We start from the raw sequence: 22,137 nt of genomic DNA on the forward strand, positions 1-22,137 counted from the left end.
TCAGCGTTTGGCCAGCAGCGCGATCAACTCGGGCACCAGGGCATTGGGGTCACCCTCGCGGCAAGCCGTCTCCAGGGTGTTTTTGACCGCTTGGGCCACGGTGTGGTCGGCATGGGTGTCAATGGCCATCTGGTTGTAGTAGCTCAGGTCCTTGAGTGCATTGCTCATCGAAAAGCGCAGGCCCGAGGTGTCACCCGAGACCAGCGTGGGCTTGAGACGGTCGAGCGCTGCACCCCAGCCACCGCCTTTGCTGAGCACCTCGACAAAGGTGTTGGCGTCCACGCCTGCACGCTGGGCGCAAGCCGCGGCCTCGGCCAGCAGAGTGACGGTGCCCAGCGAGACGTAGTTGTGCAGAAGCTTCATGCGGTGGCCCGAACCAATCGGCCCGGTGTGCACGATGTTCTCAGCAAAGCAGCCCAGGATGGGGCGGCAGCGCTCAAACAGAGCGGCATCACCGCCCACCAGCAAGTTCAACCGTCCTTCGGCAGCTTCTTTGGGCGTGCGGGTCATGGGCGAATCAAGAAACAGCCCACCTTGGGCCATGACCATGGCCGCGACTTTTTCGGTGGAGGCGGGCACAGAAGTGGAGCAGTCAATGATGACGGTGCCGGGACGCAGACCCTTCAAGACGCCGTCGTCACCCAGCAGCACAGCCTCCACTTGTGGTGTGCCCGTGACGCACAAAATGACCACATCCGATTGCGCCGCCAAGGCTTGCGGTGTGTTGCACGTTTTTGCACCTGCGGCCAGCAGGGCGTCCAAGGGTTGGTTGCCCGCGTGTTCGAGGACGGTGAGGCTGTGTCCATGCTTGAGCAAGTTGCTCGCGATGCCGTGGCCCATCATGCCAATGCCGATCATGCCGATGTGGGTCATGCGTGTTCCTTTGAGTAAATGGTCATATACCTACTTTAGCTGTGTGTGTGCTGCAAGGGCGTCACATGGTAGTCAAGCGGGCGGGCTGGCTTGGGGTTTTGGATGGTCCTGTTGGGGCTCTATACTTGGCCGAATGAACCAACCGGTACATTCTTCTGAGCAGTCGCTGAGCGCTTCCAGCGGGGCAGGCCGCACCAACGACCCGGCCCGCACCATGGCCGAGATTTTGACTGTGGCCACGCACGAGTTTGCCGACAAGGGCCTGAGTGGTGCGCGGATCGATGAAATCGCGGCGGCCACGCGCACCAGCAAGCGCATGATCTATTACTACTTCGGCAGCAAGGACGGCCTGTATTTGGCCGTGCTCGAAGAGGCTTACCGGCGCATGCGGGCGATCGAGTCCGACCTGCATCTGGACGACTTGCCACCTGTGGACGCGCTCCAAAAGCTGGTGGAGTTCACCTACGACCACCACCGCAACAACGAAGACTTCATCCGTCTGGTGATGAACGAAAACATCCAGCGCGGCGAGTACCTGCGGCAAAGCCAGAGCATTCAGGCGCTCAACACCAACGCCATTGCTTCGGTCAAGGCCGTTTACGACCGGGGCGTGGCGCAAGGCGTGTTCAGGCCCGGTCTGGACCCGGTGGACATCCACTCGGCGATTTCGGCCTTCACCTTTTTCAACGTCTCCAACCGCCATACCTTTGGCCTGATCTTTCAGGACCGTGCCAGCCAAGACAAGGCCGACACCCTCAAAAGGGTGCATGTGGTCGAGTTGATCCTGCGCTTTGTCTGCCATTCCTTGGCGGCATAACTGTTAGCGTTCCTTTCAGGATGAATCTAGGGTAAACACGTATCCCTAAAAAACTAACCAGTTCGTACATTATCGAAAGTCCCTTACCGGAGATGTGTGTTGGTTCAAAAATTCATTGACGGGTTTTGCAAAGCCCTGAACGTGGTCATGGCCGTGTGCCTGGCCGTGATGGTGGTGCTGGTGTTTGGCAACGTGGTCATGCGCTACGGTTTCAACTCGGGCATCACCTTGTCCGAAGAGTTGTCGCGCTGGTTGTTTGTGTGGATGACCTTCATGGGCGCGATCGTTGCCTTGAAGGAACGCGGCCACTTGGGCACCGACATGCTGGTGGGCAAACTCGGCGCGGCCGGCAAAAAGTTTTGTTTGGCTTTGTCGTATGTGGCCATGCTGTTCATTTGCTGGTTGCTCTTCAAAGGGGCTTACCAGCAAACCGTCATCAACCTGGGCAGCACCAGCGCGGTGATGGAAGTGTCCATGGCTTGGGTGTACGCACCCGGTGTGGTGTTTGCGGTGTTGGGTGGTTTGATTTTGATGACCGAATTGGTGCGCTTGCTCACCGGTCAAGTTCGGCCTGAAGACCTGGTCATGGTTCAGGAATCCGAAGAGTCGCCCCACAGTTCGAACAAATCTTGAGCGCACGCGAGACACCGACATGACGATTGCTATTTTTGTTTTTTCTCTGCTCGGGGCGATGGCCATTGGCATCCCGATCGCTTTCTCATTGCTCATCTGCGGCGTGGCCTTGATGTGGCACTTGGACATGTTCGACGCCCAGATCCTGGCGCAAAACCTGCTCGAAGGCTCGAACAGTTTCCCTTTGTTGGCCGTGCCGTTTTTCATGTTGGCGGGCGAGATCATGAATGCGGGTGGTTTGTCGCGCCGCATCGTGAACTTCGCGATGGCCTGTGTGGGCCACATCAAAGGCGGCCTGGGTTATGTGACCATCATGGCCGCCGTGATCATGGCGGCCCTTTCGGGTTCGGCCGTGGCCGATGCGGCGGCGCTGTCAGCCTTGCTCTTGCCCATGATGGTGGCCGCAGGGCATGACCGGGCCCGTTCGGCGGGCTTGATTGCTTCGGCGGGCATCATCGCCCCGGTGATTCCGCCCAGCATTGGCTTTGTGATCTTTGGCGTGGCGGGCAACGTGTCCATCTCCAAATTGTTCATGGCCGGTATCGTGCCGGGCATCATGTTGGGCGCTTCGCTGTGGATCACCTGGTGGTGGCTGGCGCGGCGCGAGGTGGTGCAGGTGCCGCCGCGCAAAAACATGCGTGAGATTGGCGTGGCCATGCGAGAAGCCACCTGGGCTTTGGTGATGCCGCTGATTGTGGTCTTTGGCCTCAAGTTCGGGGTGTTCACCCCGACCGAGGCGGCGGTGGTGGCGGCGGTTTACGCCCTGTTCATCTCCACCTTCGTTTACCGCGAGCTAGGACTGAAAGACCTGTACCCCTTGTTTGTGAGCTCGGCCAAAACCAGCGCAGTCGTGATGTTTTTGGTGGCCGCCGCCATGGTCTCGGCCTGGCTCATCACGGTGGCCAATTTGCCAGCCCAGCTGATCGAGATTTTGCAGCCCATGCTCGACAGCCCCCGATTGCTCATGTTCACCATCATGGTGATCATCATCTTGATCGGCACAGCGCTCGACATGACGCCCACCATTTTGCTGCTGACCCCGGTGCTCATGCCCGTGGTCAAGGCCGCAGGCATCGACCCGGTTTACTTCGGCGTGCTGTTCATCATCAATTGCGCCATCGGCCTGATCACGCCGCCTGTGGGCACGGTGCTCAACGCGGTGGCTGGTGTCGGAAAAATCAGCATGGACGAAGTGACCCGTGGGGTCATGCCGTTCATGATGGCCCAATTCGTCATCCTGTTTGCCATGGTGGCTTTTCCGGCTCTGGTGATGGTGCCAGCGCGTTGGTTCTATTGATTCCCGGGTGTGGATGTCTGATCGGGTACGCCTGACAACCACCCCTTTGATGCACAGCGTACGTCCTTCTTTTTTCTGGAGACCCTTCATGAAACGTGTATTCATCAAGTCCTTGATCGCCACCGTGGCGTTGGCCGCCATGGGCGTGGCTTCGGCGCAAGACAGGACCATCAAATTCGCCAACCAGAACGCAGCGGGACACCCCATCGTTCAGGGCATGGAAAAGTTCAAAGAGATCGTCGAGAAGCAGTCCGGCGGCAAGCTCAAGGTCAACCTGTTCCCAGGTGGCGCATTGGGCAGCGACCAAGCCAACGTCTCGGCCATTCAGGGCGGCACTTTGGAGATGGCCTCGATGAACTCCGGCATCTTTGCCTCGCAGGTCAAAGACTTCGCCGTGTTTGACTTCCCCTTCCTGTTCGCCAGTGGCCAAGAAGCCGATGTGGTGGTTGACGGTGCCTTTGGCAAAAAGATGCACGCCAAGCTGGAAGAAAAAGGCCTGGTTGGTCTGGGCTACTACGAACTGGGCTTTCGCAACCTGACCAACGGCCGCCGCGCCATCAACAAGGTCGCGGACATCGAAGGCCTGAAGCTGCGAGTGATCCCCAACCCGATCAACGTGGACTGGGTCAAGGCGCTGGGTGCCAACCCCACACCACTGCCATTCCCAGAGCTGTACGCTGCGCTGGAACAAAAGGCTGTGGACGGTCAGGAAAACCCTGTGGCCACCATCAACGGCGCCAAGCTGTATGAAGTGCAAAAGCACCTGACCTTGACCGGTCACCAGTACAACCCCCAGTCGATCGTGATCAGCAAAAAGTTCTGGGACACCTTGTCTGCTGCTGACAAGAAAATCCTGAGCGATGCCGCTGCCGAGTCGTCCAAGTTCCAGCGTGCCCAGGCCCGTGCCCAGGAAGCGAGCTTGCTCGAGAACCTGAAAAAAGGCGGCATGCAAGTGACGACCTTGCCCGCAGCCGAAGTGGCCATCTTGCGCGAGAAGATGAAGCCCGTGATTGCCAAGCACGGCGAGCCGATTGCGGCCACCGTGGCCGAGCTGCAAGCCGAGCTGGCCAAGCTGCGCAAGTAAGCCCAAGGTCCACGGCCCAAGCCGTGGCCTGGCTTTAAAAGTGACCGCTGCAGCCTTGCGCTGCAGCGGCGCCAGCCCCTGCATTGAAGGGGACAATTCCTGATTTCTTCAGTTCGCATGCCGACGCGCTGCGGACTTCTTCCCCACAGTCCATGATCAACGGCCACACAGAAATCATTGCGCACATCGGCTACCCCACACACACCTTCAAGTCCCCGATGATCTACAACCCGTACTTCAACGAGGCGGGTATCAACGCGGTGGTGGTGCCCATGGGTTGCAAAGCCGAGCACTACCCGGTTTTCCTCCGGTCGGTGTTCAGCCTCGAAAACATCCGGGGTGCGCTGATCACCATGCCGCACAAGGTCAGCACCGTGGGTTTGATCGATGAAGTCACCGCCGCCGTGCGCGTGGCGGGGGCTTGCAACGCGGTCAAGCGACTGGCCGATGGCCGCCTGGTGGGTGACATGTTTGACGGTGCCGGTTTTGTGCGCGGCGTCCAGCGCAAGGGTTTTGACCTGACCGGCAAACGCGTGCTGGTCGTGGGTACAGGGGGCGTGGGTTGTGCGATTGCCGCATCACTCGCGGGCGCAGGCATTGCTGCCATCAGCCTGTTCGATGTGAACGCCGCTTGCTGCGAGGCATTGGCCCAGCGGCTCAAAGACAACCACCCGCACATTGAGGTGCGCACCGGCTCGAACGATCCGCTGGGGCATGACCTGGTCGTCAACGCCACGCCCTTGGGCATGAACGAAGGCGACCCGCTGCCCCTGGATGTGACGCGCTTGTCGCCCGAAACTTTTGTGGGCGAGGTGGTCATGCGTGCCGAGACGACCGCATTTTTGGCAGCGGCCCAAGCACGCGGCTGCCCCACCCAGGTGGGGACCGACATGCTGTACGAGCAAATCCCTGCTTATCTGGAATTTTTTGGCCTGCCCACCACCACGGCTGATGTGCTGCGCCGTGGGGCGCGGCTGAGCTATTGAGCCCCCAAAGGAGCATTGCGATGAGCCTGAACAAATTGGACCGCGAAGACGTGCCGGACATGCCCAACCGATTGGGCATCGCGGGCATTGAGTTCATTGAATACGCCACCAGCCGACCACAGGCCTTGGGCCAGGTGCTCGAAAACATGGGCTTTCGCCCAGTGGCCCGCCACCGCTCGCGAGAGGTCACGCTGTACCGCCAAGGCACGATGAACCTGGTGGTCAACGCCAGCCCAGATGACGCCCGTGTGAGCAGTACGGTTGACGGTCAGCCCGCGATTTCGGCCGTGGCTTTTCGGGTGCAGGATGCCCTGAAGGCACACACCCGCTGCCTGGATTTGGGTGCATGGAACGTGGACAGCCATGCCCAGGCCATGGAGTTGCACATCCCCGCCATCCACGGGCCGGGCGGCAGCCGTTTTTACTTTGTGGACCGCTGGCAAGAGTTCTCGATCTACGACATCGACTTCAAGCCCATCCCCACCGTGAACCCCAACCCACCTGCGCTGGCAGGCATGAGCTACTTCGGCGTGGTGCAGTACATCGGTGCGGCCCGCAGCGCCGATTGGCAGACCTATTACGAACACATGTTCGACTTCAGCAGCATCCCCGATGAGGAGCGCTTTGGCATTTTGCCCAAGGGCAAGTTGATGAAAAGCCCCTGCGGCAGCTTCTTGTGGCAACTGGTGGAGCCCGAGCCCTGGATGGACGGTGACGACAGCCCCGAGAGCTTGCAACGCATTGGTTTTGGCGTGCCTGATGTGGGGCAGGCCGTGGCAGCGCTCAAGGCGCAGGGCGTGGAGTTTGTCGAGTCGACCCAACTGCACCCCGAAGACAGGGGCGCACTGACCCGAGCGGCTTTGGGCTCGGTCGCCTTTGAACTCGTTCACCAGTGAGGCCGTCATGAACTTGCTCAACGGTTACGGCATGGACACCATCACTTTGGCCGGCACGCTGGAGGCCAAGCTGGCCGCGATGAAGGATGCGGGTTTTTCGCAGGTGATGCTGATGGCCCGCGATCTCGTCACGCACCCTGGTGGCGTGCAGGCCGCTGTGGCAACGGTGCAGGCCAGCGGCATGCGGCCCACGGGTTTTCAGGTGCTGCGCGACTTCGAAGGGCTCTCGGGGCATTTGCACAGTTACAAACTCGACATCGCCAAGGCCATGCTCGAGATGTGTGCAGCGACCGGCAGCAAGGTCTTGCTGGTGTGCTCGTCCACCTCGCGCCACGCGACCCAAGACCTCGACTTGATAGCCGCCGATCTGAAAAAGCTCGCCATGCTGGCGGTGCCCTTGGGCATCCAGATCGCCTATGAAGCTTTGTCCTGGGGACGCACCGTCAATGAATTCACTACCAGCTGGGACGTGGTGTGCCGCGCCGATTGCCCCAATCTGGGCATTGGCATTGACTCTTTTCATATCTTTGCCGCCAAGACATCTCTGGACGCCATCGAAGAGCTGGACCCGTCCAAGATTTTTCTGGTGCAGTTGTCGGACTTCATGTGGCAAGAAACCCCCACCTTTGAAGAACGCATGACCACCGCCCGGACTTTCCGTGTGTTCCCCGGCGAGGGTGTGCACAGCGAGCAACTGGCCGATTTGGTGCTGCGCCTGGACCGCATTGGCTACCGGGGCGACTACAGCTTCGAGGTGTTCAACGACGATTACCAGCAGCTGCCGCTGGCCACCGTGGCTGAACGCGCCCGGCGCAGCGCTACTTGGCTGCACCAAGACGTATTGCACAAATCGGCACCGCTGCCCGGGTGGGTGCGCAGGGCTTGAGATTCAGGATGGGCGCGTTGACCAGGATCGATAGCTTGCAAACAATCGGTGATTGACCCAAGCCACTGCCGCACAAATCAAGGCTGTCCAGGCGGTGTGGCTGGGGTAGTGGGCGCCGCGCAGGGTTTGGATGGCCCCCAGAACCAGGCCCAACACCAAGATGGCCACCATGAGTTTTTGTCCTGTGCGCCGATGGTGGTGCTCGGTGGAGGCCAGCCACGGCAAGCTCAGGGCCAAGAATGCCAAAGCGCTGGAGGCGTGGCCGCCCGGAAAGCAATGGCCACTGCCGCCATCGGTGACACCCCAAGCCCAATGCGAGACATGGTTGGCGATGCCGCCAAAAGCCTCCAGCTCCCAAGGGCAGCTGGTCATGCTGACGCGTTTGATGGCGGTGACCACCAACAGGCTGAGGGTGATGCCCACGACGATTTCGAGCCGCTGTGTGCGGGGCATTTGGCGCCAGATCCCCATGGGCCGGAACACCATCCACACGATGCCCACGAACACGAGCACAGCCAGTCGCTTGGCACCGTCGTGCCCAACTGTGCTGAGCCACCAGTGGTCGCGCAGCGCAAAGCCTTGTGCATCGCCCAGCCAGCGCATCACGCTCAAGTCAGCCCCCGAAGCGTCCCAAACCACGGTCAGCCCGAAACAGGCAAGCCATAGCCACACACCGGGCGATGCTGAGCCCAATCGGTTTCGCTCCCTTTGTTGAGGCAGGGGCGTTCTATCAATCTTGTCGAGGGCCATGAGGGTCATGGCAGGCATTAAACAGCCGCCGCATTAAGGCTGCCTTAATTTCGCCCTGCCAAGATGCCCAACATGCACACCACTCCTGACACAATCAGGCCTCATCAGCAGATCAGGCACACCTCCGGAAATGAAGCCATGCGGGTATTGATTGTGGAAGACGACACGGGCATCGCCACAGGCCTGGCCGCGACCCTGAGGGGCAGCGGCTACGCGGTGGATGTGACGGCCACCCTGGCACTGGCCTCGGCCGCTTTGCGCGTGGAGCCTTTTGATCTGGTCTTGTTGGATCTGAGCTTGCCCGACGGCGATGGGCTGGACTGGCTGCGCCAGGTGCGCAGCTCGGGCAGCGTCATGCCGGTGCTGATCATGACCGCCCGAGATGCCTTGCCTGACCGGGTGGCCGGGCTGGATGAGGGGGCCGACGACTATCTGGTCAAGCCCTTCGAGCCCGAAGAGTTGCTGGCCCGCATGCGCGTGGCTTTGCGCCGCAGCGAAGGCCGCGCTTCGCCGGTGCTGCGGCACGGGGACTTGGTGGTGGACCCGGCGGCCCACACGGTGGTGCGAAACGGCGAGCCCGTGGCCCTGCGGACCAAAGAATTTGCCTTGCTGCTGGCGCTTTTGCGCGGCAGCGGCCAGGTGCTCTCGCGTCAGCGATTGGAGCAAGCACTTTATGGCTTTGACGAAGTGCTGGACAGCAACGCCCTGGAGGTGCACATGCACCACCTGCGCCGCAAACTGGGCGATGGCCTGGTCAAGACAGTGCGCGGCGTGGGCTACTTTGTGCCGGTGCCAGAACCCCAAGGGCCGGCTTGATGGCGCAAATGACGACCCCTCAAGTCCATCTTGGCAGGGCCCAAGACCGCTCTTTGTGGCGCTACCTGTGGGCCTGGGCACTGGGGGCCGTGGTGGCGCTGTGGATGTTGTTGGCCGGCTTGGCCTACTCCACGGGCTACCACGAGGCCGAAGAAATCAGCGACGGCCTGCTGGTGTCGGCCGCGCAACTGCTGCTCAGCCAGCCTTTGGCTCAACCCTTGTTGGTGCCTGGCACACCCAATACCCCCACCGTCCATCAGGCTGAGATGCCCGCAGCCCTCAGCCAACACCCACCGAACGCCTATGCGCCTGAATTTCATGTGGTGATTTGGCAGGGTGATCGCTTGGTCTGGGACTCACACGGTGTGCACGCCCAACTGCCACCCCGCTTGGCACTGGGCCACCAGACACTGGGCCTGACGCTGCAGGGCGTCTCGCAAGATTGGCGGGTGTATGTGGCCGAATCGACCGAGGCCACAGCGGTTCGCCGCGTGGCGGTATTCATGGACCCGGCGCGGCGTGAAGCGTTGGCCGCCGACATTTCCGAACACATTCTGTTGCCTGCGCTGGTGTTTTTACCGCTGGTGGCCTTGATGCTGGCCTCTGCCATTCGGCGCGGCCTGCTGCCCCTGCAGCGTTTGTCGGGCAAGATCGCGGCGCTCGATGTCGATGCGGGCCAAACCCTGGTGCCGCAGCAGCCTTATCGGGAACTGGGCGTGACGGTGCAGTCGATCAACGCTTTGGTGCTGCGCCTGCAGGCCCAGATCGGGCGTGAGCGGCGGTTTGCCGCCGACGTGGCCCACGAACTGCGTACCCCCTTGACGGCGCTGGTGCTGCAGGCCCGGCGTGCACGCAACGGGGGTGGGGCTGCCGAACAAGACCAGGCCTTGCAGGCGGTGGAGCAGGGCGCTTTGCGTGCGGGGCGCATTTTGTCGCAGTTGCTGGACCTGGCGCGGGCTCAAAGCCTGACGGGCGATGTGTCTGAGCAGGTGGACCTGTGCGCCTTGGCCCTGCGCGTGGTGTCTGAGCATGCGTCGCTGGCCCACGAGCTGGGTCAAGACATCGCGCTCGAAGCGCCCGAGTCATTGGTGCTGCCCGGGCAGTCCACTTTGCTGGAGCTGGCCTTGCGCAACTTGGTGGACAACGCCTTGCGCCACAACCCGGCAGGCACCTACGTGGAGGTGTGTGTGGCCCGCGATGCGGCAGGCCAGGTGGCGCTCTCGGTGAGTGATGATGGCGGCGACTTGAGTGATGCCCCAGCATCTGGCCACCACACGGGCTTGGGCATTGGCCTGACCTTGGTCGAGCGCATTGCCCAAAGCCAGGGGGCGCAGCTGGTGCGCGATGATGGTGCTGCACCTTTTGGCAAGCGTTTTGCGTTGGTTTGGCCTGCCTCGGTTGAACTTTCTGGCAAGGCTTAATGTTGCGATAAGCGTGGATTTTTACAATGCGCTTTGTTCTTTTGTCTTTTGCTGCACATGACGCCCAATTCTGCCGATCGTTCTCCTTCTGATGCGCCTGCCCGCCGCCCTTGGCACCCCTTGAGTTTGTTGCTGGTGCTGGCCTTGTGGCTCAGCACGGCGGGTAATCTGCCCCTGTGGCGGGCACTGTGGGCCTTGACGGACAACCACGGCCTGCGCACCAGCTTAGGTTTGCTCGGTTTTGGCTTGATCGTGATGGCGGCCACCACTGTGCTGTTGAGCCTGCTGGTTTGGCCCCGTTGGCGCAAACCCGTGGGTGTGGTGCTCTTGCTGGTGGCGGTGGCCAACAGTTATTTCATGCACACCTATGGTGTGGTGATCGACCCCACCATGATGGCCAACACCGTGCAGACGGATGTGCGCGAAGTGCGCGATTTGTTGTCATGGTCTTTGTTGGCGGTGTTGGCTCTGGGCGTGGTGCTGCCGGGATGGTGGTGGTGGCGTCAGCCCGTGCAACAACTGCCCACCCGGCGTTTGTTGGGGCGGCAGCTGGGCCTGGCGGGCTTGGCACTGCTGCTCATGCTGGTGGTGATCTGGGCTTCTTTCCAGGATCTGGCCTCGACCATGCGCAACCACAAATCCCTGCGCTACATGCTCAACCCTTTCAACACCATTTATGCCAGCACACGTTTGGTGGTGGGGCAGACCGCGCAGGTCAGACTTCCTTTGCAGCCCATCGGGCAAGACGCAGCATTGGCCCGAACATCCGGGGCAGGCGAGGCACCACCCTTGATCGTGTTGGTGGTGGGTGAAACCGTACGTGCTGCCAACTTCGGATTGGGTGGGTACGAGCGCGACACCACACCGCAGCTGCGCCAACTGCAAGGCAGTGGGGAGCTGGCTTATTTTTCCAATGTGAGCTCCTGTGGCACCAACACCCAAGTCTCGGTGCCGTGTATGTTTTCGCATCTGGGGCGCGAGGCGAACGCCAAAAACGACATCCCTTATGAAAACCTGCTGGACGTCTTGCAACGTGCTGGCATGCAGGTGTTGTGGCTGGACAACCAGTCTGGCTGTAAAGGCGTTTGTGACCGCATACCGAACGCCAGCACCCGTGAATTGAAAGACCCGGTTTTGTGTCCGGATGGTGAGTGCTTTGACGAAATCATGCTGCGTGTCTTGCCCGAGCGTCTGGCGCAGCTCGAAAAAGCGGGTGCTTCGGGGTCTGGCTCAGCGGGCACCGTGGTGGTGCTGCACCAAATGGGCAACCACGGCCCGGCCTATTACAAGCGCACACCGCCCGACATGAAGGTCTACCAGCCCGAATGCCGCACCAATGTGCTGCAAAACTGTCCGCCCCAGGAGATCGTCAACGCCTACGACAACGCGGTGCGTTACACCGACCATCTGCTGTCGCAAACCGTGCGTTGGCTCAAGAGCCAGCCACGGCCAACGGCCATGCTGTACGTCTCAGACCATGGCGAATCGCTCGGCGAAAAAGGCCTGTACTTGCACGGCATGCCTTTCGTGATGGCCCCCAAAGAGCAAACCCATGTGCCCATGGCGCTGTGGTTGTCCAAACCCATGCAGTCACAGCTGGGCTGGGACGGCGCTTGCTGGAAAAAACAGGTGGCCGAGGCGGTCTCGCACGACCATTACTTTCATTCCGTCTTGACACTTGCCCGGGTCAAAACCCGTATGCACAAGCCCGAGTTGGATGTGTTTTCGGCCTGTGCGTCACGCCCGGCCTGAGCCAGAACGCTCAGGCTGACCACCAACGCCACAGGGCCGACAGCCACACTCCGCCACACAGCAGCAAGCTGAGCAGCACGGCCGCGCTGCCCGTGTCCTTGGCCAGCTTGGATTGCTCATGCCACTCGGGTCCCACGCGGTCAATCGCCGCTTCGATGGCGGTGTTGAGCAACTCCACCACCAGCACGGCCACCACCACGCCCACCAGCAGCACCACTTCGGTCCAGCTTTGGCCCAGCCACCAGGCGGCAGGCAAGATCACGACCCCCAGCATCGCCTCTTGCCGAAAAGCAGGCTCGTGCCATCCGGCGCGTAAACCTTCGATGGAATAAAAAAAGGCGTGCCAGACGCGGGCCAGGCCCCGGCGTTTGGGCGCTACGGTGTTGTTGTCGTTCATGTGCGGAGCAAAAATGGTTTTGAGCCGAAAGCTTAAGGTGCCGATGTTAACGGGACCTTATCGCTTTGGCCATGCGCCGCCCTGGGGCTGTGCCCGGCATGGTGAATGCCATGCTCGGGCTGAAGGTCACTGCGCCTGAATTAACGCGGATAAATGCGTGACGCGATGGGTTTGACTGCGTAATTCGGAAGGAAGCGGCAATCTTTGGCTTGCGTCGGATTAAGTTGCTTGCAGCGCTGGTCGATGCCCTCTGGCGTTGGTTTTTGACCTTTGACGACCCAATCGAGGAGCGCATTGAACAGGGGAGGGTAATGTGCATCGCCCCAATAGCTGTGCTCGCTGGAGTCCACATAGGTCTGAACAAGACGGTCGGCTGTGCCTGCGGCCACCATTTTCTGGCGCAAAGCAGCTTGCCCCTCCACAAACACCGTCGAGTCGTTGATGGCGTGGCTGCTGATGACGGGCACCGAGAATCGGCCATGGTGGTCCACGTCGGCAGAAAACAGGGCTGCGGCTTTGGGGTCTGGCTGGAATCGAGGAATACGGGCATTCAATTGGGCATCGTCAGAAGAGCCGGCGTATTGCACCTTGGCGTTGCCAAAAGGACTGGCCCCGCCGTTTTTACTGACGACGTCCTGCAGCGCAAACGTGCCCCAATTTAAATGACTGAGCACTGAGCGTTCAGGCATTTTGAGAACGTCCACGATCGTTTTGAGTTTTTGCGCTTGTTGGGGCGTTCTTTGGGCTGCTGGGGTGGCTGTGCCAAGGCATTCATTGGCGCGTTTGGCCAGTTCAGCAGAAGTGAGCTTGCTGTCCGTGGGCAAACCGATCGACAGGGGATAGGCGGGCTCTGTGGGGAGCGGATGGTTGTTGCACAAGTGTTGGTAGAGAGCGCGGATATCCAGTCGGAAGTCGTAGGTGGTGGGGCCTGCGACCACACCACTGGTCAACAAAATGCCATCCCAGGATTTCGGAAACATTTCGCCAGCACGAGTGGCCACCATGGCTCCCCATGATTGCCCGTGCAGCAGCGTTGTGCGCGGCTTGGCCACGTGGTCCACAAAAATGCGGCGTACGCGCTCTGTGTCTTCTGCCGCCGTGGTCACGGCAAAGCCACCTTGCCTAAAAACGGATCCCGCCCATGCGTGACCTTCTTTGACCGTGATGGCCCAGCGCTTGATGTCCTCGTCGTTGCGTGACGTTTTGGGTGGGCCATAGCTGGGCCCACCATGCGCGTGAACAACCAAAACTCCACTCCATTTGGCGGGCATGACAATGAGGTAATGCGCCGAAGCAGAGTCTTGACCGCGAAGACATGTCGCACCTGCAGGCACACCTTCAGGACAAACCTTGGAAACGGGCGCCACTTCGGGGATGACTTGGGATGGGCTGACACATGCGGCCAGACTGACACCCATGAAGGCGGTTGCGACGACACGTGCACAAGTGGATAAACGATAAGTCACAGTTAAAGCTTTCTTAGAAAGAGGGGGTATTCATCACGCGCAGCAACTTGTTGTCTCCAACGACCATCAAGCGGTTTGCGACAAAACTGTTTTGTGAGTCCGGCTCTAGCGCGGCAGTCACGAGTCCGGCCAGGGGCTGATTCAAAGATACATAGTATGAGCCCGCCGCAGGTGTCAGCTTGCCAGCTTGTGTTTTCACATTGAGCAAACGAATGGGATTTTGCGAATCAGAGATGGCGCCGCGAGCATCTTGACGGCTACCGGCGTTCTCGTTGGCGACAACATAGGCTTCTGTTTCCCAGGGTTGAGGCTGATTGTCCAGTGTGGTGACCTTCACACCCAGATCACGCAAGCGTTGCACGGCTACAGTTTGATCTGCCGCAATCAGGTAGCCACAAGGACGCGTTCTCTCGCGCTCAATGTTCAACTGGTGTGCAGAGCGCCAATCCACGTCTATGGCGCGAGGTTCGCCGGTTTTGGCATCTAAAAAGCTCAGACGTCGCCGTTGAGGCGTGTGCTTGACCACAATGGACATGTTGCCAGTGCACGATTTCTCGGCTGTTGTGCGTCCAGCTTCTTGCTGCATTTTGATAAGTGACTGGCCGTCTTGGGCTGCAGTTTCGAGAATCGCGGTGGCTGCCAGGACGTGAGACTCAACTCGGCGCGCAAAATTGGCACGACCAATTCCGACGCCTCGAGTTTCAAGAAGCAAGCTGACCGCATTGCGCAAGCCACCCACATTTCGTCCTGTGTCTACGTTCACCCCACCCATGGACACGGTGAGATCCTTGGCGTTACTGGATGAGGTGTGGTAATCCTCGACGCGATGGCCTTTGGCCTCAAGGGCGTTGCGAGCCGCTGCGAGGTAACGCGTTTGAACAGATTGGACAATGGGGCTTAAATTTCCGACGGTTGCCGCTTGCAGCAATGCGTCGCTGTGCATCACGGCGCCAAACTTGTCCACCCAGCGCCCAGCGACCGTGAATTCATGCAGGTCCAGCACCAGATGCGGTGAGTACTTGTTCAGGGCCGCTGCAATCGCCTGCGCTTCGGGGGTGCGCAAGAGCAAGTGGTCTCGGTTGATGTCAATGCCGTTGATCGATTCCCGTTTGAACCGTTCGGCGGCATCTGGGTTGGTGTTGGGCATGATCAAAACGTTCATGCTTTCCAACAGAATCGCACGCTCGGTGGACAGTTTCTGTGCCATGACCAGTGCCGCTTCACCACCAGCGGGCTCGTTGCCGTGCTGTTGGGCCATCAACATGAGCGTCGGTAAATTGGCGTTGTAGCCACGAGGGCCTGCCATGACCACCAAGAGCATGGCCCGACCTTGCTGGGAAGAGCCTACGGTTTCGATGCGAATGTTGTTGTGTCGCTGAGCCAGTGCGTTTAAAAACTCAACAGATTCAGCATAAGAAGTGAAGTTTTCTCGACCCGCTGCAAAAGCAGGGGTCGAGAAACGGGTGTTGGGTGCATTGAAATGCTGAGAAATGACCAGCGGTTCAATGACCACCTTGGTGGGATCAAATTGTGCGTGAACAGAATGGCTGAGTCCCAGCAGCGCTGCAACAAAAAATGATCCGACCGTTTTCATGTCGTGACTTTCAGAAGTTTTGACGAATACCCAAACCGATGGCGCGAACTTTGACGTTGCTTCGGCTTGAATCCACCGTGTCGTTGTCGATGAAGGCTTGAAGGTCTGTGTTTTTCGTTAAGAAATATTGGTAGCTCAATTGATTTTTCTTGCGAACACCTGTCAATGATGTTTGAACATCGCGCTGCATGATGTTCAGGACTAATTTGTGAGGGCCTGTGGTGTACGAGGTTCCCAACAGCGTGTAATTGACATCCTCACGGGTGGTGCTGGTGTTTTTGTAGGTGTCCAAACCGCCAATGAAGTAGATGTCCCAATTTTTTTCTACTTGGTAGTTGACGCCCACCTGCACCTTGTCGTTGAACTCGTTGTTCGACAAGCCACCCCGCTTGGTGTCTTTGGCGAAAGAAATGGCAGCTTTCAAAGCGCCAGACTGGTAGTCCAGTCCCAAGTCTGTGGATTTCATGGAGTCTTCTGGCTGAGCCGCTGTATCTGCGCCACGCAAGTACACACGGGCTCTCACCACCACAGGACCCAGCTTTGGGCTGGCGTAACCAATGCTGTTGGACGTGCGGTTGCGTGCGTTTTGCATGGTGGTGCTGGAGGCTGTTGCACCCGCATCGTTCGGCGCAAAATGGCTCAGCGACGTGATTTGGGAATAAATCGGTGAGCCAGTCGGGTTGGCCGAGTCAAGGCGTCCCATGGCCATGGTTCCCCAATTGCCACGCAAACCCACATAACTGTTTCTGAACACAGGTGTCGTGAAGGTTCCGGTATCGGCACTGATGCCCATTTCCAGCCCGAACAGTGCGGACATGCCGCCGCCCAAATCTTCAACGCCTCTGAAACCGAGTCGAGAAGCGTTGTCCCGTAGTTCTGAGACCTTGTTGGCATTGCCGGTCTCCACTTGGTTGACCGACATGACAGCGCGGCCATAAATGCTGACGTTTTGAGCTTGACTTTGAATGCTTGTCAAAGACAAGCAGGCCGTTGCCAGCAAGGTGAGTTTGGTTTTGATTTGCATGGAATTCTCCTTTGAAGTGGATTTTTTGAACTGTCTACGGGAGCTTGGTTTCGTTGGAAAACGGTTTGAATTCATCCGGCGCACCAGGCGCGATAGGCGGATGGTCTTTGAGTGTTTTTTCAAAAGCCATGATCATTTTTCGCATCGGGCCGCGAACCCAGCCGTCATCCATGGCGACATCCGTTTCCTCTTTGGGGTCGCGTTTGATGTTGAACAGCCATGGGGTTTCAAGATGTCGGGTTCCTGAGTTGGGCTCATTCTCAAAGACAAAGTGCAACTTCCAGTGGCGCCATTTAACGGCGCGTAGCTCTGTCTTGATGTAGAAGAGAAACCCTTCTCGTGCTGATTTTTCTGTGGACCCAGTCCACCAGTCCAATTGACTGACACCGTCAATGGGCCTGTCCTGCGGCAACTTTGCGCCTGCTGCATCCAAGAGGGTGGTAAAGAGATCTGTGACGTGAACAATCTCGTCGCTGACACGTGCTTTGTCAATGCGGCCTGGCCATCTGACGATCAGTGGCACACGAAGACCTCCTTCCATGGCGGTGTGATAAGTGCCTGACCATGGGCCCGCTGTGCCACGCCATGGGCGGCGAAATTCTGGGCCGTTGTCGCTGGCAAATATAAACAGGGTGTCTTCAGCAATCCCCAATTCATGGACAGCGTCGACCAGCTCGCCAACCCTGTGGTCCATCTCCATCATGGAATCTGCAAACTCGCCCACGCCGCTTTTGCCAGAAAAGTCGGGGTGCGCCAAGGTTGGAAAATGCAAATGCGTGAGGGGAACATAAAGGAAAAACGGGGCATTTCCTTGGGTTTTTCTGCGCATGAAATCAATCGATTTCTCGGTCAATTCACTGTCAATCACTCGACGTTTGGCCAGGTCGTATTCCGCCACATTGCGAGCCGCTTGTCCTGCAAAGCCTTCCATGACCTGCGGTATGTCGACCACCGACTCATCAAAGCCCGGAGACTGCGTGAACAGGGTCTCGTTGGTGGTTCGGGGAATGCCGTACCACTCATCAAACCCGCGTTGATGCGGGTAACGGCCATCTCGGTCGCCCAGATGCCATTTGCCAAACATGCCAGTGACATAGCCCGCCTCTTGCAGCAGTTGAGGCAGGGTGTTTTCCCATGGATGAATGCCTTGTGGCAGGCCTGCAGGCACAGACTGCAAGGCGCCCGTGCGAATGGGGTGACGACCTGTCATGAGGGCGGAGCGGGTTGGCACGCAATCGCTCTCCACATTGAAATTCAAAAATTTCATGCCTTCTTCAGACAGCGCGTCAATGCGCGGTGTGGGCGCACCTCGGAGTGCACCACCGCCGTAGCAGCCCAGTTCGCCCCATCCCAAGTTGTCGGCCAAGATCAGAACAATGTGAGGGCGCTTTCCAGATTCAGACATCTTCATTCCATTGAGATCTTGCGATCCTTGATCAATTTCGCCCAGCGCTCACGGTCTTGGACCATGCGTTGCTGGAAAGCGTCGGGTGTCATGGCAACGGTTTCCATGGCCAGACCTAGGAGTTGTTGTTTCAGGCCAGCGTCTGCAAGTGAATCATCCACCACACGTCGCATTTGCGCCATGATGGGTGCAGGTGTGCCTTCGACGGCAAAAAGGGCGGACCACTGGGGCACGTCAATGTCGCCTGCGCCGCTTTCGCTCAAAGTGGGCGTGTCAGGCAAGATGCTGGAGCGCCGCCGTGTGCTGACTGCCAAGGCAATCAGTTTTCCAGACTTGATGTGCGGCAAGACCGCCGCCGCGCCGAGGACGGCAGCCGAAACCTGTCCTGAAATCACATCGTTCACCGCTTGTCCGCCGCCTTTGTAAGGGATGTGCAGCAGGTTGATGCCCAAGTTTTGAGAAAAGAGCTCACCCACCAAGTGCTGTATGGAGCCTTGACCCGAGCTGGCATAGGAGACTTGGTCGGGTTTGCCTTTGGCGCGTGTTTGTAGATCTTGCAGGGTTTTCATCCCGGTCGATGGGGCCGTCACCACAACAATGGGCTGAAACGACAGGACCGCAATCGGGGTGAAAGTTTTGCTCAAATCCCAAGGCATGTTGCGGAACAAAGGCAACAATGAAACGGAATCTGAAGCGACCAAAAACGTGTGCTGATCTTTGGCACCTCGCAGTGTTGTTTCTACGCCTAAAGCACCATTGGCACCCGGCTTGTTGTCCACCAAAACCGTTTGGCCCAGTTTTTTTCTAACGCTTTCACCAACCAAACGGGCCACCACGTCGTTGGAGCCTCCCGCAGGGAAGGGCACCACCAAACTGATGGTTTTGGAGGGCCATTCTTGCGCCCACGCACCTGTGGGTGAGAGCGCGGCACCGAATGCAGTCCATAACAAGTGACGGTTGAATTGTCTTTTGGAGAGGGTGGGCATGGGTCTTGTCTTTGATCTATGTCAATACAAGTTTAGAGATGGTTCATCAGCGAAACATCAGTAATTCTTCCTTTATCATCAGAAAACCCTGAACTATCAAAGTGCTTGAATGAACCAGCCGCGCTTGGACCAGTTGCGAGTCAAACAATTGCGATTCATCAGTCTTTTGGCCACCCGAGGCTCCTTGTCTGCGACGGCTGAGCAGTTGTCGATGACGCAGTCGGCCGCCAGCATGATGCTCAAGGACATCGAATCCTTGTTTGATGTGAAGCTTTTTCGAAGGCAGGGGCGAGGCATGGCCCTGACCGACGAGGGCAGGGCGCTCTTGCCAAGGTGTCAGACCGTTCTGGGGGAGGTCGGCGCCATGGGGAGCACTTTGCAAGGGACGCAGCAGCCCATCGTTCGCATTGGCGCATTTCCGCACACGGCGGTCACTGTGTTGCCAGACATCATCAAAAAGCTGATCAACGGCCCGACCGTATGGCGGCCGCTGATCATTGATGGCCGGGCAGATCAGTTGTTGCAAATGCTTTTGCAGGGCGAAATCGACATTTTGCTGGGGCGTATGCCCAGTCATGTGGCAGATGCGCCCTATTTTGATGAGTTGTCTCAGAGAGTGCTCTATGAGGCACCCTTGTCTATGGTGTCTTCGATCAAACACCCCTTGGCACGTCAGAAAAAACTGGATTTTTCTGACCTGGCGGATTGCAAATGGATTCTTCCCAACATGCAATCGACCACCCGGGTCAGTTTGATGGAGGCCTTTTTGAGACGCGGTCTCGCGCCACCCAACCCCGCGGTTGAATCGCCTTCTTTCTTCTACAGCTTGGCGGTTGTGGCACAAACGGATCTCTTGACCTGTTGTGCCCAATCGGCGGCATTACACAGTAGCCATGCCACTTCGATCCTGCCATTGATCGTCAGCCAAGAGCCTATGCCCGTGTCATTGGTCTGGCGAAAATCCTCAGTGCAAGCACAGCGCTTGGCCGATTATTTGATCTGACCGCGCCAGTTGCCTAGGCAACTTTTGGCCTAGCCCCTCACCCCACCTTCACAAATTCTCGCGCCAGCGATTCGGACACGCTGGTGCCAAAACGTTGGGTCTGAATGAGCATGGCGACCAGGAGGACGGTGACCTTAAGGCCCACGCGCTCCGTCAGGTTGTGCGGTGTTTCTCCCTCGTTAAGATAGGGGCATGAAAAACCGCCAAATCGCCTCCTTTTCCGTCAGCGCCATCGGCCTGGGCTGCATGAACCTCAGTCATGCTTATGGCGCACCTGTCTCGGCCCAGCAGGGCGAGCGGGTTTTGCTCACTGCCTTGGACCAGGGTGTGACGTTTTTCGATACCGCCGCGCTCTATGGCTTTGGGGCCAACGAGACGCTGGTGGGCCAGGTGATGAAGCCGCACCGCAACCGCTTCACGCTGGCCAGCAAATGCGGCATGCAGGGCGTGGAACAAAACGACGGCAGCAAAGTGCGCGTCATCGACGGCCGCCCCGAGACCCTCAAGAAAACCTGTGAAGACGCGCTGCGCCGCCTGCAGACCGATGTGATTGACCTGTATTACCTGCACCGCTGGGACAAGAAAGTGCCGATCGAAGACAGCGTGGGTGCTTTGAGCGACTTGGTGCGCCAAGGCAAGATCCAGACCATTGGCCTGTCGGAGGTGTCGGCCAGCACCCTGCGCAAAGCCCATGCGGTTCACCCGATTGCAGCGGTGCAGACCGAGTATTCGCTGTGGACGCGCAACCCCGAGATCGCGGTGCTGCAGGCTTGCCGTGACTTGGGCGTGGCCTTTGTGGCCTTTAGCCCGGTGGCGCGGGGCTTTTTGTGTGGCGCGGCTTTGGACGTGACCGCTTTCGACGCCAAAGACATCCGGCGCAGCATGCCGCGTTTCACGCCCGAGAACTACGCCGCCAATTTGAAGCTCTTACCCGCTTATCACGCGCTCGCACAAGAGGCTGGGTGCAGCCCCTCGCAGCTGGCACTGGCCTGGTTGCTGCACCAAGGCGAAGACATCATCCCCATCCCTGGCACCACCTCGGTGGACCATTTGCTCGATGACTTGGCGGCAGTCGATGTGCAGCTTGATGCCAACTTGTTGGCACGCCTGAATGCCTTGATCAACCAAGACACCGTGTCTGGCGACCGTTACAGTGCGCAATCCAACAGCGAGGTGGACACCGAGGTGTTTGGCTGATTGCTTGGTTGTGAAGAACGGACGAGCGAACTTTCGCGACGAAACATCAGAAGCTGTTCCAGTACAGCCCCATGGGGTTTTCCGTCATGATCTGCTCAAAAAATTCTGACGGTATCCATTGATGGGCTTGAGCCATCAGCGTTTCGAAGTTTGCAAATTGTTCATGGTTGGTGCATGGCCAGTCACTGCCCCACAGCAGGGAATGGGGCCCCAACTCCTGCAACAAGAGTCTTGCCAAACGGGCTGAATCCACGTCGCCCAATCGGTAAGCGCCGCTCAACTTGACATGAATGGGTGAAACCCTGGCTCTGGCCTTCAAAGCCAGCAGGGTTGCGTCATTCGATTGGGCCTGCAAGGGCTTGGCCATGTGGTCAATCACCAGGGGCAATTCAGACGGCAATTGCTGCAGCACTTGAGGCAATTTGCCCTGATCCGTGTGCACTTCCAGGTGCCAGCCCATCTCTTGGAGGGTCTGCCACAGTTGGTGGGCTTGTGACCACTGTGGAATGTCGTGTGAAATGCCCGCCAAATTCAAACGGATGCCACGCACTCCGGCTTCGTTCAGAACTTTGAGCGTTTCCACACTTTCATCGGGACTCACCACCGCGATGCCGCGCAAGACATCGGGGTTGGACCTGAGCGAATCCACCATCCAGCGGTTGTCGGTTCCCAAAAAACTCGGTTGCACACAAACCCCACGGCCGACGCCCACACTTTGTGCTTGCTGCAGCCATGTCGACAAGGAAGCACTGTACTGCGGCACATAGCGAGCGCCTTCGATGGCCACACCCGCATTGAACACGTGGTAATGGGTATCGACCCCGTTTTTTGACTGCAATAAATTCATGTTGTAT

At 58.6% G+C, this 22,137-nt stretch carries 22 protein-coding genes; 12 read left to right on the forward strand and 10 right to left on the reverse strand.

The annotated features are described in order from the left end of the window. The gene (locus tag L63ED372_RS05730) at positions 1-873 is read right to left on the reverse strand and encodes an NAD(P)-dependent oxidoreductase (protein WP_062404235.1); all 873 of its coding nucleotides are present in this window, start codon (positions 871-873) and stop codon (positions 1-3) included. Positions 874-1,006: 133 nt separating this feature from the next. Between L63ED372_RS05730 and L63ED372_RS05735 the strand changes: the two genes are divergently transcribed. From L63ED372_RS05735 to L63ED372_RS05765, 7 genes are all read left to right on the forward strand, one after another. Then, positions 1,007-1,690 carry a TetR/AcrR family transcriptional regulator gene (locus tag L63ED372_RS05735; protein WP_062404237.1) on the forward strand — a complete coding sequence of 228 codons (684 nt, stop codon included), beginning with the start codon at positions 1,007-1,009 and terminating at the stop codon, positions 1,688-1,690. 99 nt (positions 1,691-1,789) lie between these two features. Then, positions 1,790-2,323, forward strand: coding sequence for a TRAP transporter small permease (locus L63ED372_RS05740; protein ID WP_197275328.1), 534 nt, complete (start codon positions 1,790-1,792; stop codon positions 2,321-2,323). A 19-nt stretch (positions 2,324-2,342) separates the two neighbouring features. Beyond that, positions 2,343-3,620 (forward strand): TRAP transporter large permease subunit, encoded by a 1,278-nt coding sequence (locus L63ED372_RS05745; RefSeq protein ID WP_062404239.1) that lies wholly within the window; start codon positions 2,343-2,345, stop codon positions 3,618-3,620. Positions 3,621-3,708: 88 nt separating this feature from the next. Further along, the gene (locus L63ED372_RS05750; RefSeq protein ID WP_062404241.1) at positions 3,709-4,704 is read left to right on the forward strand and encodes a TRAP transporter substrate-binding protein; all 996 of its coding nucleotides are present in this window, start codon (positions 3,709-3,711) and stop codon (positions 4,702-4,704) included. A 152-nt stretch (positions 4,705-4,856) separates the two neighbouring features. Next, on the forward strand, positions 4,857-5,690 hold the full coding sequence (locus L63ED372_RS05755; RefSeq protein WP_062404243.1) for a shikimate dehydrogenase family protein: 834 nt from the start codon (positions 4,857-4,859) through the stop codon (positions 5,688-5,690). Between the two features lie 20 nt (positions 5,691-5,710). After that, complete coding sequence (locus L63ED372_RS05760; protein WP_062404245.1) at positions 5,711-6,586, forward strand: 4-hydroxyphenylpyruvate dioxygenase; 876 nt, start codon at positions 5,711-5,713, stop codon at positions 6,584-6,586. 7 nt (positions 6,587-6,593) lie between these two features. Next, positions 6,594-7,472, forward strand: a complete 879-nt coding sequence (locus tag L63ED372_RS05765; RefSeq protein ID WP_062404247.1) for a sugar phosphate isomerase/epimerase family protein — start codon at positions 6,594-6,596, stop codon at positions 7,470-7,472. Positions 7,473-7,475: 3 nt separating this feature from the next. Here L63ED372_RS05765 and L63ED372_RS05770 read toward each other — a convergent pair whose 3' ends face one another. Beyond that, positions 7,476-8,231, reverse strand: coding sequence for a phosphatase PAP2 family protein (locus tag L63ED372_RS05770; RefSeq protein WP_231624570.1), 756 nt, complete (start codon positions 8,229-8,231; stop codon positions 7,476-7,478). Between the two features lie 129 nt (positions 8,232-8,360). Here L63ED372_RS05770 and L63ED372_RS05775 point away from each other — a divergent pair, with 129 nt between their 5' ends. Genes L63ED372_RS05775 through L63ED372_RS05785 form a run of 3 tightly spaced genes read left to right on the forward strand, consistent with a single transcriptional unit; the run spans position 8,361 to position 12,211 of the window. Beyond that, a complete protein-coding gene (locus tag L63ED372_RS05775; RefSeq protein WP_062404249.1) occupies positions 8,361-9,038 on the forward strand; it encodes a response regulator in 678 nt (225 codons plus the stop codon). A gap of 8 nt (positions 9,039-9,046) precedes the next feature. Then, positions 9,047-10,459: a histidine kinase dimerization/phospho-acceptor domain-containing protein gene (locus L63ED372_RS05780; RefSeq protein ID WP_197275329.1), complete on the forward strand. Its 1,413-nt coding sequence runs from the start codon at positions 9,047-9,049 to the stop codon at positions 10,457-10,459. Positions 10,460-10,516: 57 nt separating this feature from the next. Beyond that, positions 10,517-12,211 carry a phosphoethanolamine transferase gene (locus tag L63ED372_RS05785; protein WP_062404254.1) on the forward strand — a complete coding sequence of 565 codons (1,695 nt, stop codon included), beginning with the start codon at positions 10,517-10,519 and terminating at the stop codon, positions 12,209-12,211. A gap of 10 nt (positions 12,212-12,221) precedes the next feature. On the opposite strand, the gene L63ED372_RS05790 is transcribed toward L63ED372_RS05785, so the two are convergent. From L63ED372_RS05790 to L63ED372_RS16570, 7 genes are all read right to left on the reverse strand, one after another. Beyond that, positions 12,222-12,608, reverse strand: coding sequence for a diacylglycerol kinase (locus tag L63ED372_RS05790; protein ID WP_062404256.1), 387 nt, complete (start codon positions 12,606-12,608; stop codon positions 12,222-12,224). Positions 12,609-12,748: 140 nt separating this feature from the next. Beyond that, on the reverse strand, positions 12,749-13,879 hold the full coding sequence (locus tag L63ED372_RS05795) for a hypothetical protein (RefSeq protein ID WP_197275330.1): 1,131 nt from the start codon (positions 13,877-13,879) through the stop codon (positions 12,749-12,751). A gap of 208 nt (positions 13,880-14,087) precedes the next feature. Next, positions 14,088-15,668: a M14 family metallopeptidase gene (locus L63ED372_RS05800; RefSeq protein WP_082431601.1), complete on the reverse strand. Its 1,581-nt coding sequence runs from the start codon at positions 15,666-15,668 to the stop codon at positions 14,088-14,090. A gap of 10 nt (positions 15,669-15,678) precedes the next feature. Then, complete coding sequence (locus L63ED372_RS05805) at positions 15,679-16,692, reverse strand: porin (RefSeq protein WP_156343558.1); 1,014 nt, start codon at positions 16,690-16,692, stop codon at positions 15,679-15,681. Between the two features lie 34 nt (positions 16,693-16,726). Continuing rightward, on the reverse strand, positions 16,727-18,097 hold the full coding sequence (locus tag L63ED372_RS05810) for an arylsulfatase (protein ID WP_062407711.1): 1,371 nt from the start codon (positions 18,095-18,097) through the stop codon (positions 16,727-16,729). A gap of 2 nt (positions 18,098-18,099) precedes the next feature. Continuing rightward, entirely contained in the window at positions 18,100-19,083 is a 984-nt protein-coding gene (locus tag L63ED372_RS05815; protein WP_062404260.1) for a Bug family tripartite tricarboxylate transporter substrate binding protein, read from the reverse strand. A 96-nt stretch (positions 19,084-19,179) separates the two neighbouring features. Beyond that, on the reverse strand, positions 19,180-19,326 hold the full coding sequence (locus tag L63ED372_RS16570; RefSeq protein ID WP_231624571.1) for a hypothetical protein: 147 nt from the start codon (positions 19,324-19,326) through the stop codon (positions 19,180-19,182). Here L63ED372_RS16570 and L63ED372_RS05820 point away from each other — a divergent pair. Both L63ED372_RS05820 and L63ED372_RS05825 read left to right on the forward strand, forming a co-directional pair. Next, positions 19,268-20,086 carry a LysR family transcriptional regulator gene (locus tag L63ED372_RS05820; protein WP_442915162.1) on the forward strand — a complete coding sequence of 273 codons (819 nt, stop codon included), beginning with the start codon at positions 19,268-19,270 and terminating at the stop codon, positions 20,084-20,086. The genes L63ED372_RS16570 and L63ED372_RS05820 overlap by 59 nt on opposite strands. 192 nt (positions 20,087-20,278) lie before the next feature. Next, positions 20,279-21,283 carry an aldo/keto reductase gene (locus L63ED372_RS05825; RefSeq protein ID WP_062404264.1) on the forward strand — a complete coding sequence of 335 codons (1,005 nt, stop codon included), beginning with the start codon at positions 20,279-20,281 and terminating at the stop codon, positions 21,281-21,283. A 46-nt stretch (positions 21,284-21,329) separates the two neighbouring features. On the opposite strand, the gene L63ED372_RS05830 is transcribed toward L63ED372_RS05825, so the two are convergent. Next, positions 21,330-22,130, reverse strand: coding sequence for an amidohydrolase family protein (locus tag L63ED372_RS05830; RefSeq protein ID WP_062404266.1), 801 nt, complete (start codon positions 22,128-22,130; stop codon positions 21,330-21,332). Positions 22,131-22,137 lie beyond the last annotated feature (7 nt).

Source organism: Limnohabitans sp. 63ED37-2 (assembly GCF_001412535.1).
Taxonomy (GTDB): Bacteria; Pseudomonadota; Gammaproteobacteria; order Burkholderiales; family Burkholderiaceae_C; genus Limnohabitans_A.

Coding starts and splice junctions, on each gene's coding strand:
- L63ED372_RS05760 (WP_062404245.1), top strand. CDS start 5,711: ATGAGCCTGAACAAATTGGACCGCGAAGACGTGCCGGACATGCCCAAC.
- L63ED372_RS05770 (WP_231624570.1), bottom strand. CDS start 8,231: ATGACCCTCATGGCCCTCGACAAGATTGATAGAACGCCCCTGCCTCAA.
- L63ED372_RS05800 (WP_082431601.1), bottom strand. CDS start 15,668: ATGAAAACGGTCGGATCATTTTTTGTTGCAGCGCTGCTGGGACTCAGC.
- L63ED372_RS05765 (WP_062404247.1), top strand. CDS start 6,594: ATGAACTTGCTCAACGGTTACGGCATGGACACCATCACTTTGGCCGGC.
- L63ED372_RS05795 (WP_197275330.1), bottom strand. CDS start 13,879: ATGCCCGCCAAATGGAGTGGAGTTTTGGTTGTTCACGCGCATGGTGGG.
- L63ED372_RS05750 (WP_062404241.1), top strand. CDS start 3,709: ATGAAACGTGTATTCATCAAGTCCTTGATCGCCACCGTGGCGTTGGCC.
- L63ED372_RS05790 (WP_062404256.1), bottom strand. CDS start 12,608: ATGAACGACAACAACACCGTAGCGCCCAAACGCCGGGGCCTGGCCCGC.
- L63ED372_RS05815 (WP_062404260.1), bottom strand. CDS start 19,083: ATGCCCACCCTCTCCAAAAGACAATTCAACCGTCACTTGTTATGGACT.
- L63ED372_RS05755 (WP_062404243.1), top strand. CDS start 4,857: ATGATCAACGGCCACACAGAAATCATTGCGCACATCGGCTACCCCACA.
- L63ED372_RS05735 (WP_062404237.1), top strand. CDS start 1,007: ATGAACCAACCGGTACATTCTTCTGAGCAGTCGCTGAGCGCTTCCAGC.
- L63ED372_RS05730 (WP_062404235.1), bottom strand. CDS start 873: ATGACCCACATCGGCATGATCGGCATTGGCATGATGGGCCACGGCATC.
- L63ED372_RS05775 (WP_062404249.1), top strand. CDS start 8,361: ATGCGGGTATTGATTGTGGAAGACGACACGGGCATCGCCACAGGCCTG.
- L63ED372_RS05805 (WP_156343558.1), bottom strand. CDS start 16,692: ATGCAAATCAAAACCAAACTCACCTTGCTGGCAACGGCCTGCTTGTCT.
- L63ED372_RS05785 (WP_062404254.1), top strand. CDS start 10,517: ATGACGCCCAATTCTGCCGATCGTTCTCCTTCTGATGCGCCTGCCCGC.
- L63ED372_RS05780 (WP_197275329.1), top strand. CDS start 9,047: ATGACGACCCCTCAAGTCCATCTTGGCAGGGCCCAAGACCGCTCTTTG.
- L63ED372_RS05810 (WP_062407711.1), bottom strand. CDS start 18,097: ATGTCTGAATCTGGAAAGCGCCCTCACATTGTTCTGATCTTGGCCGAC.
- L63ED372_RS05825 (WP_062404264.1), top strand. CDS start 20,279: ATGAAAAACCGCCAAATCGCCTCCTTTTCCGTCAGCGCCATCGGCCTG.
- L63ED372_RS05830 (WP_062404266.1), bottom strand. CDS start 22,130: ATGAATTTATTGCAGTCAAAAAACGGGGTCGATACCCATTACCACGTG.
- L63ED372_RS05745 (WP_062404239.1), top strand. CDS start 2,343: ATGACGATTGCTATTTTTGTTTTTTCTCTGCTCGGGGCGATGGCCATT.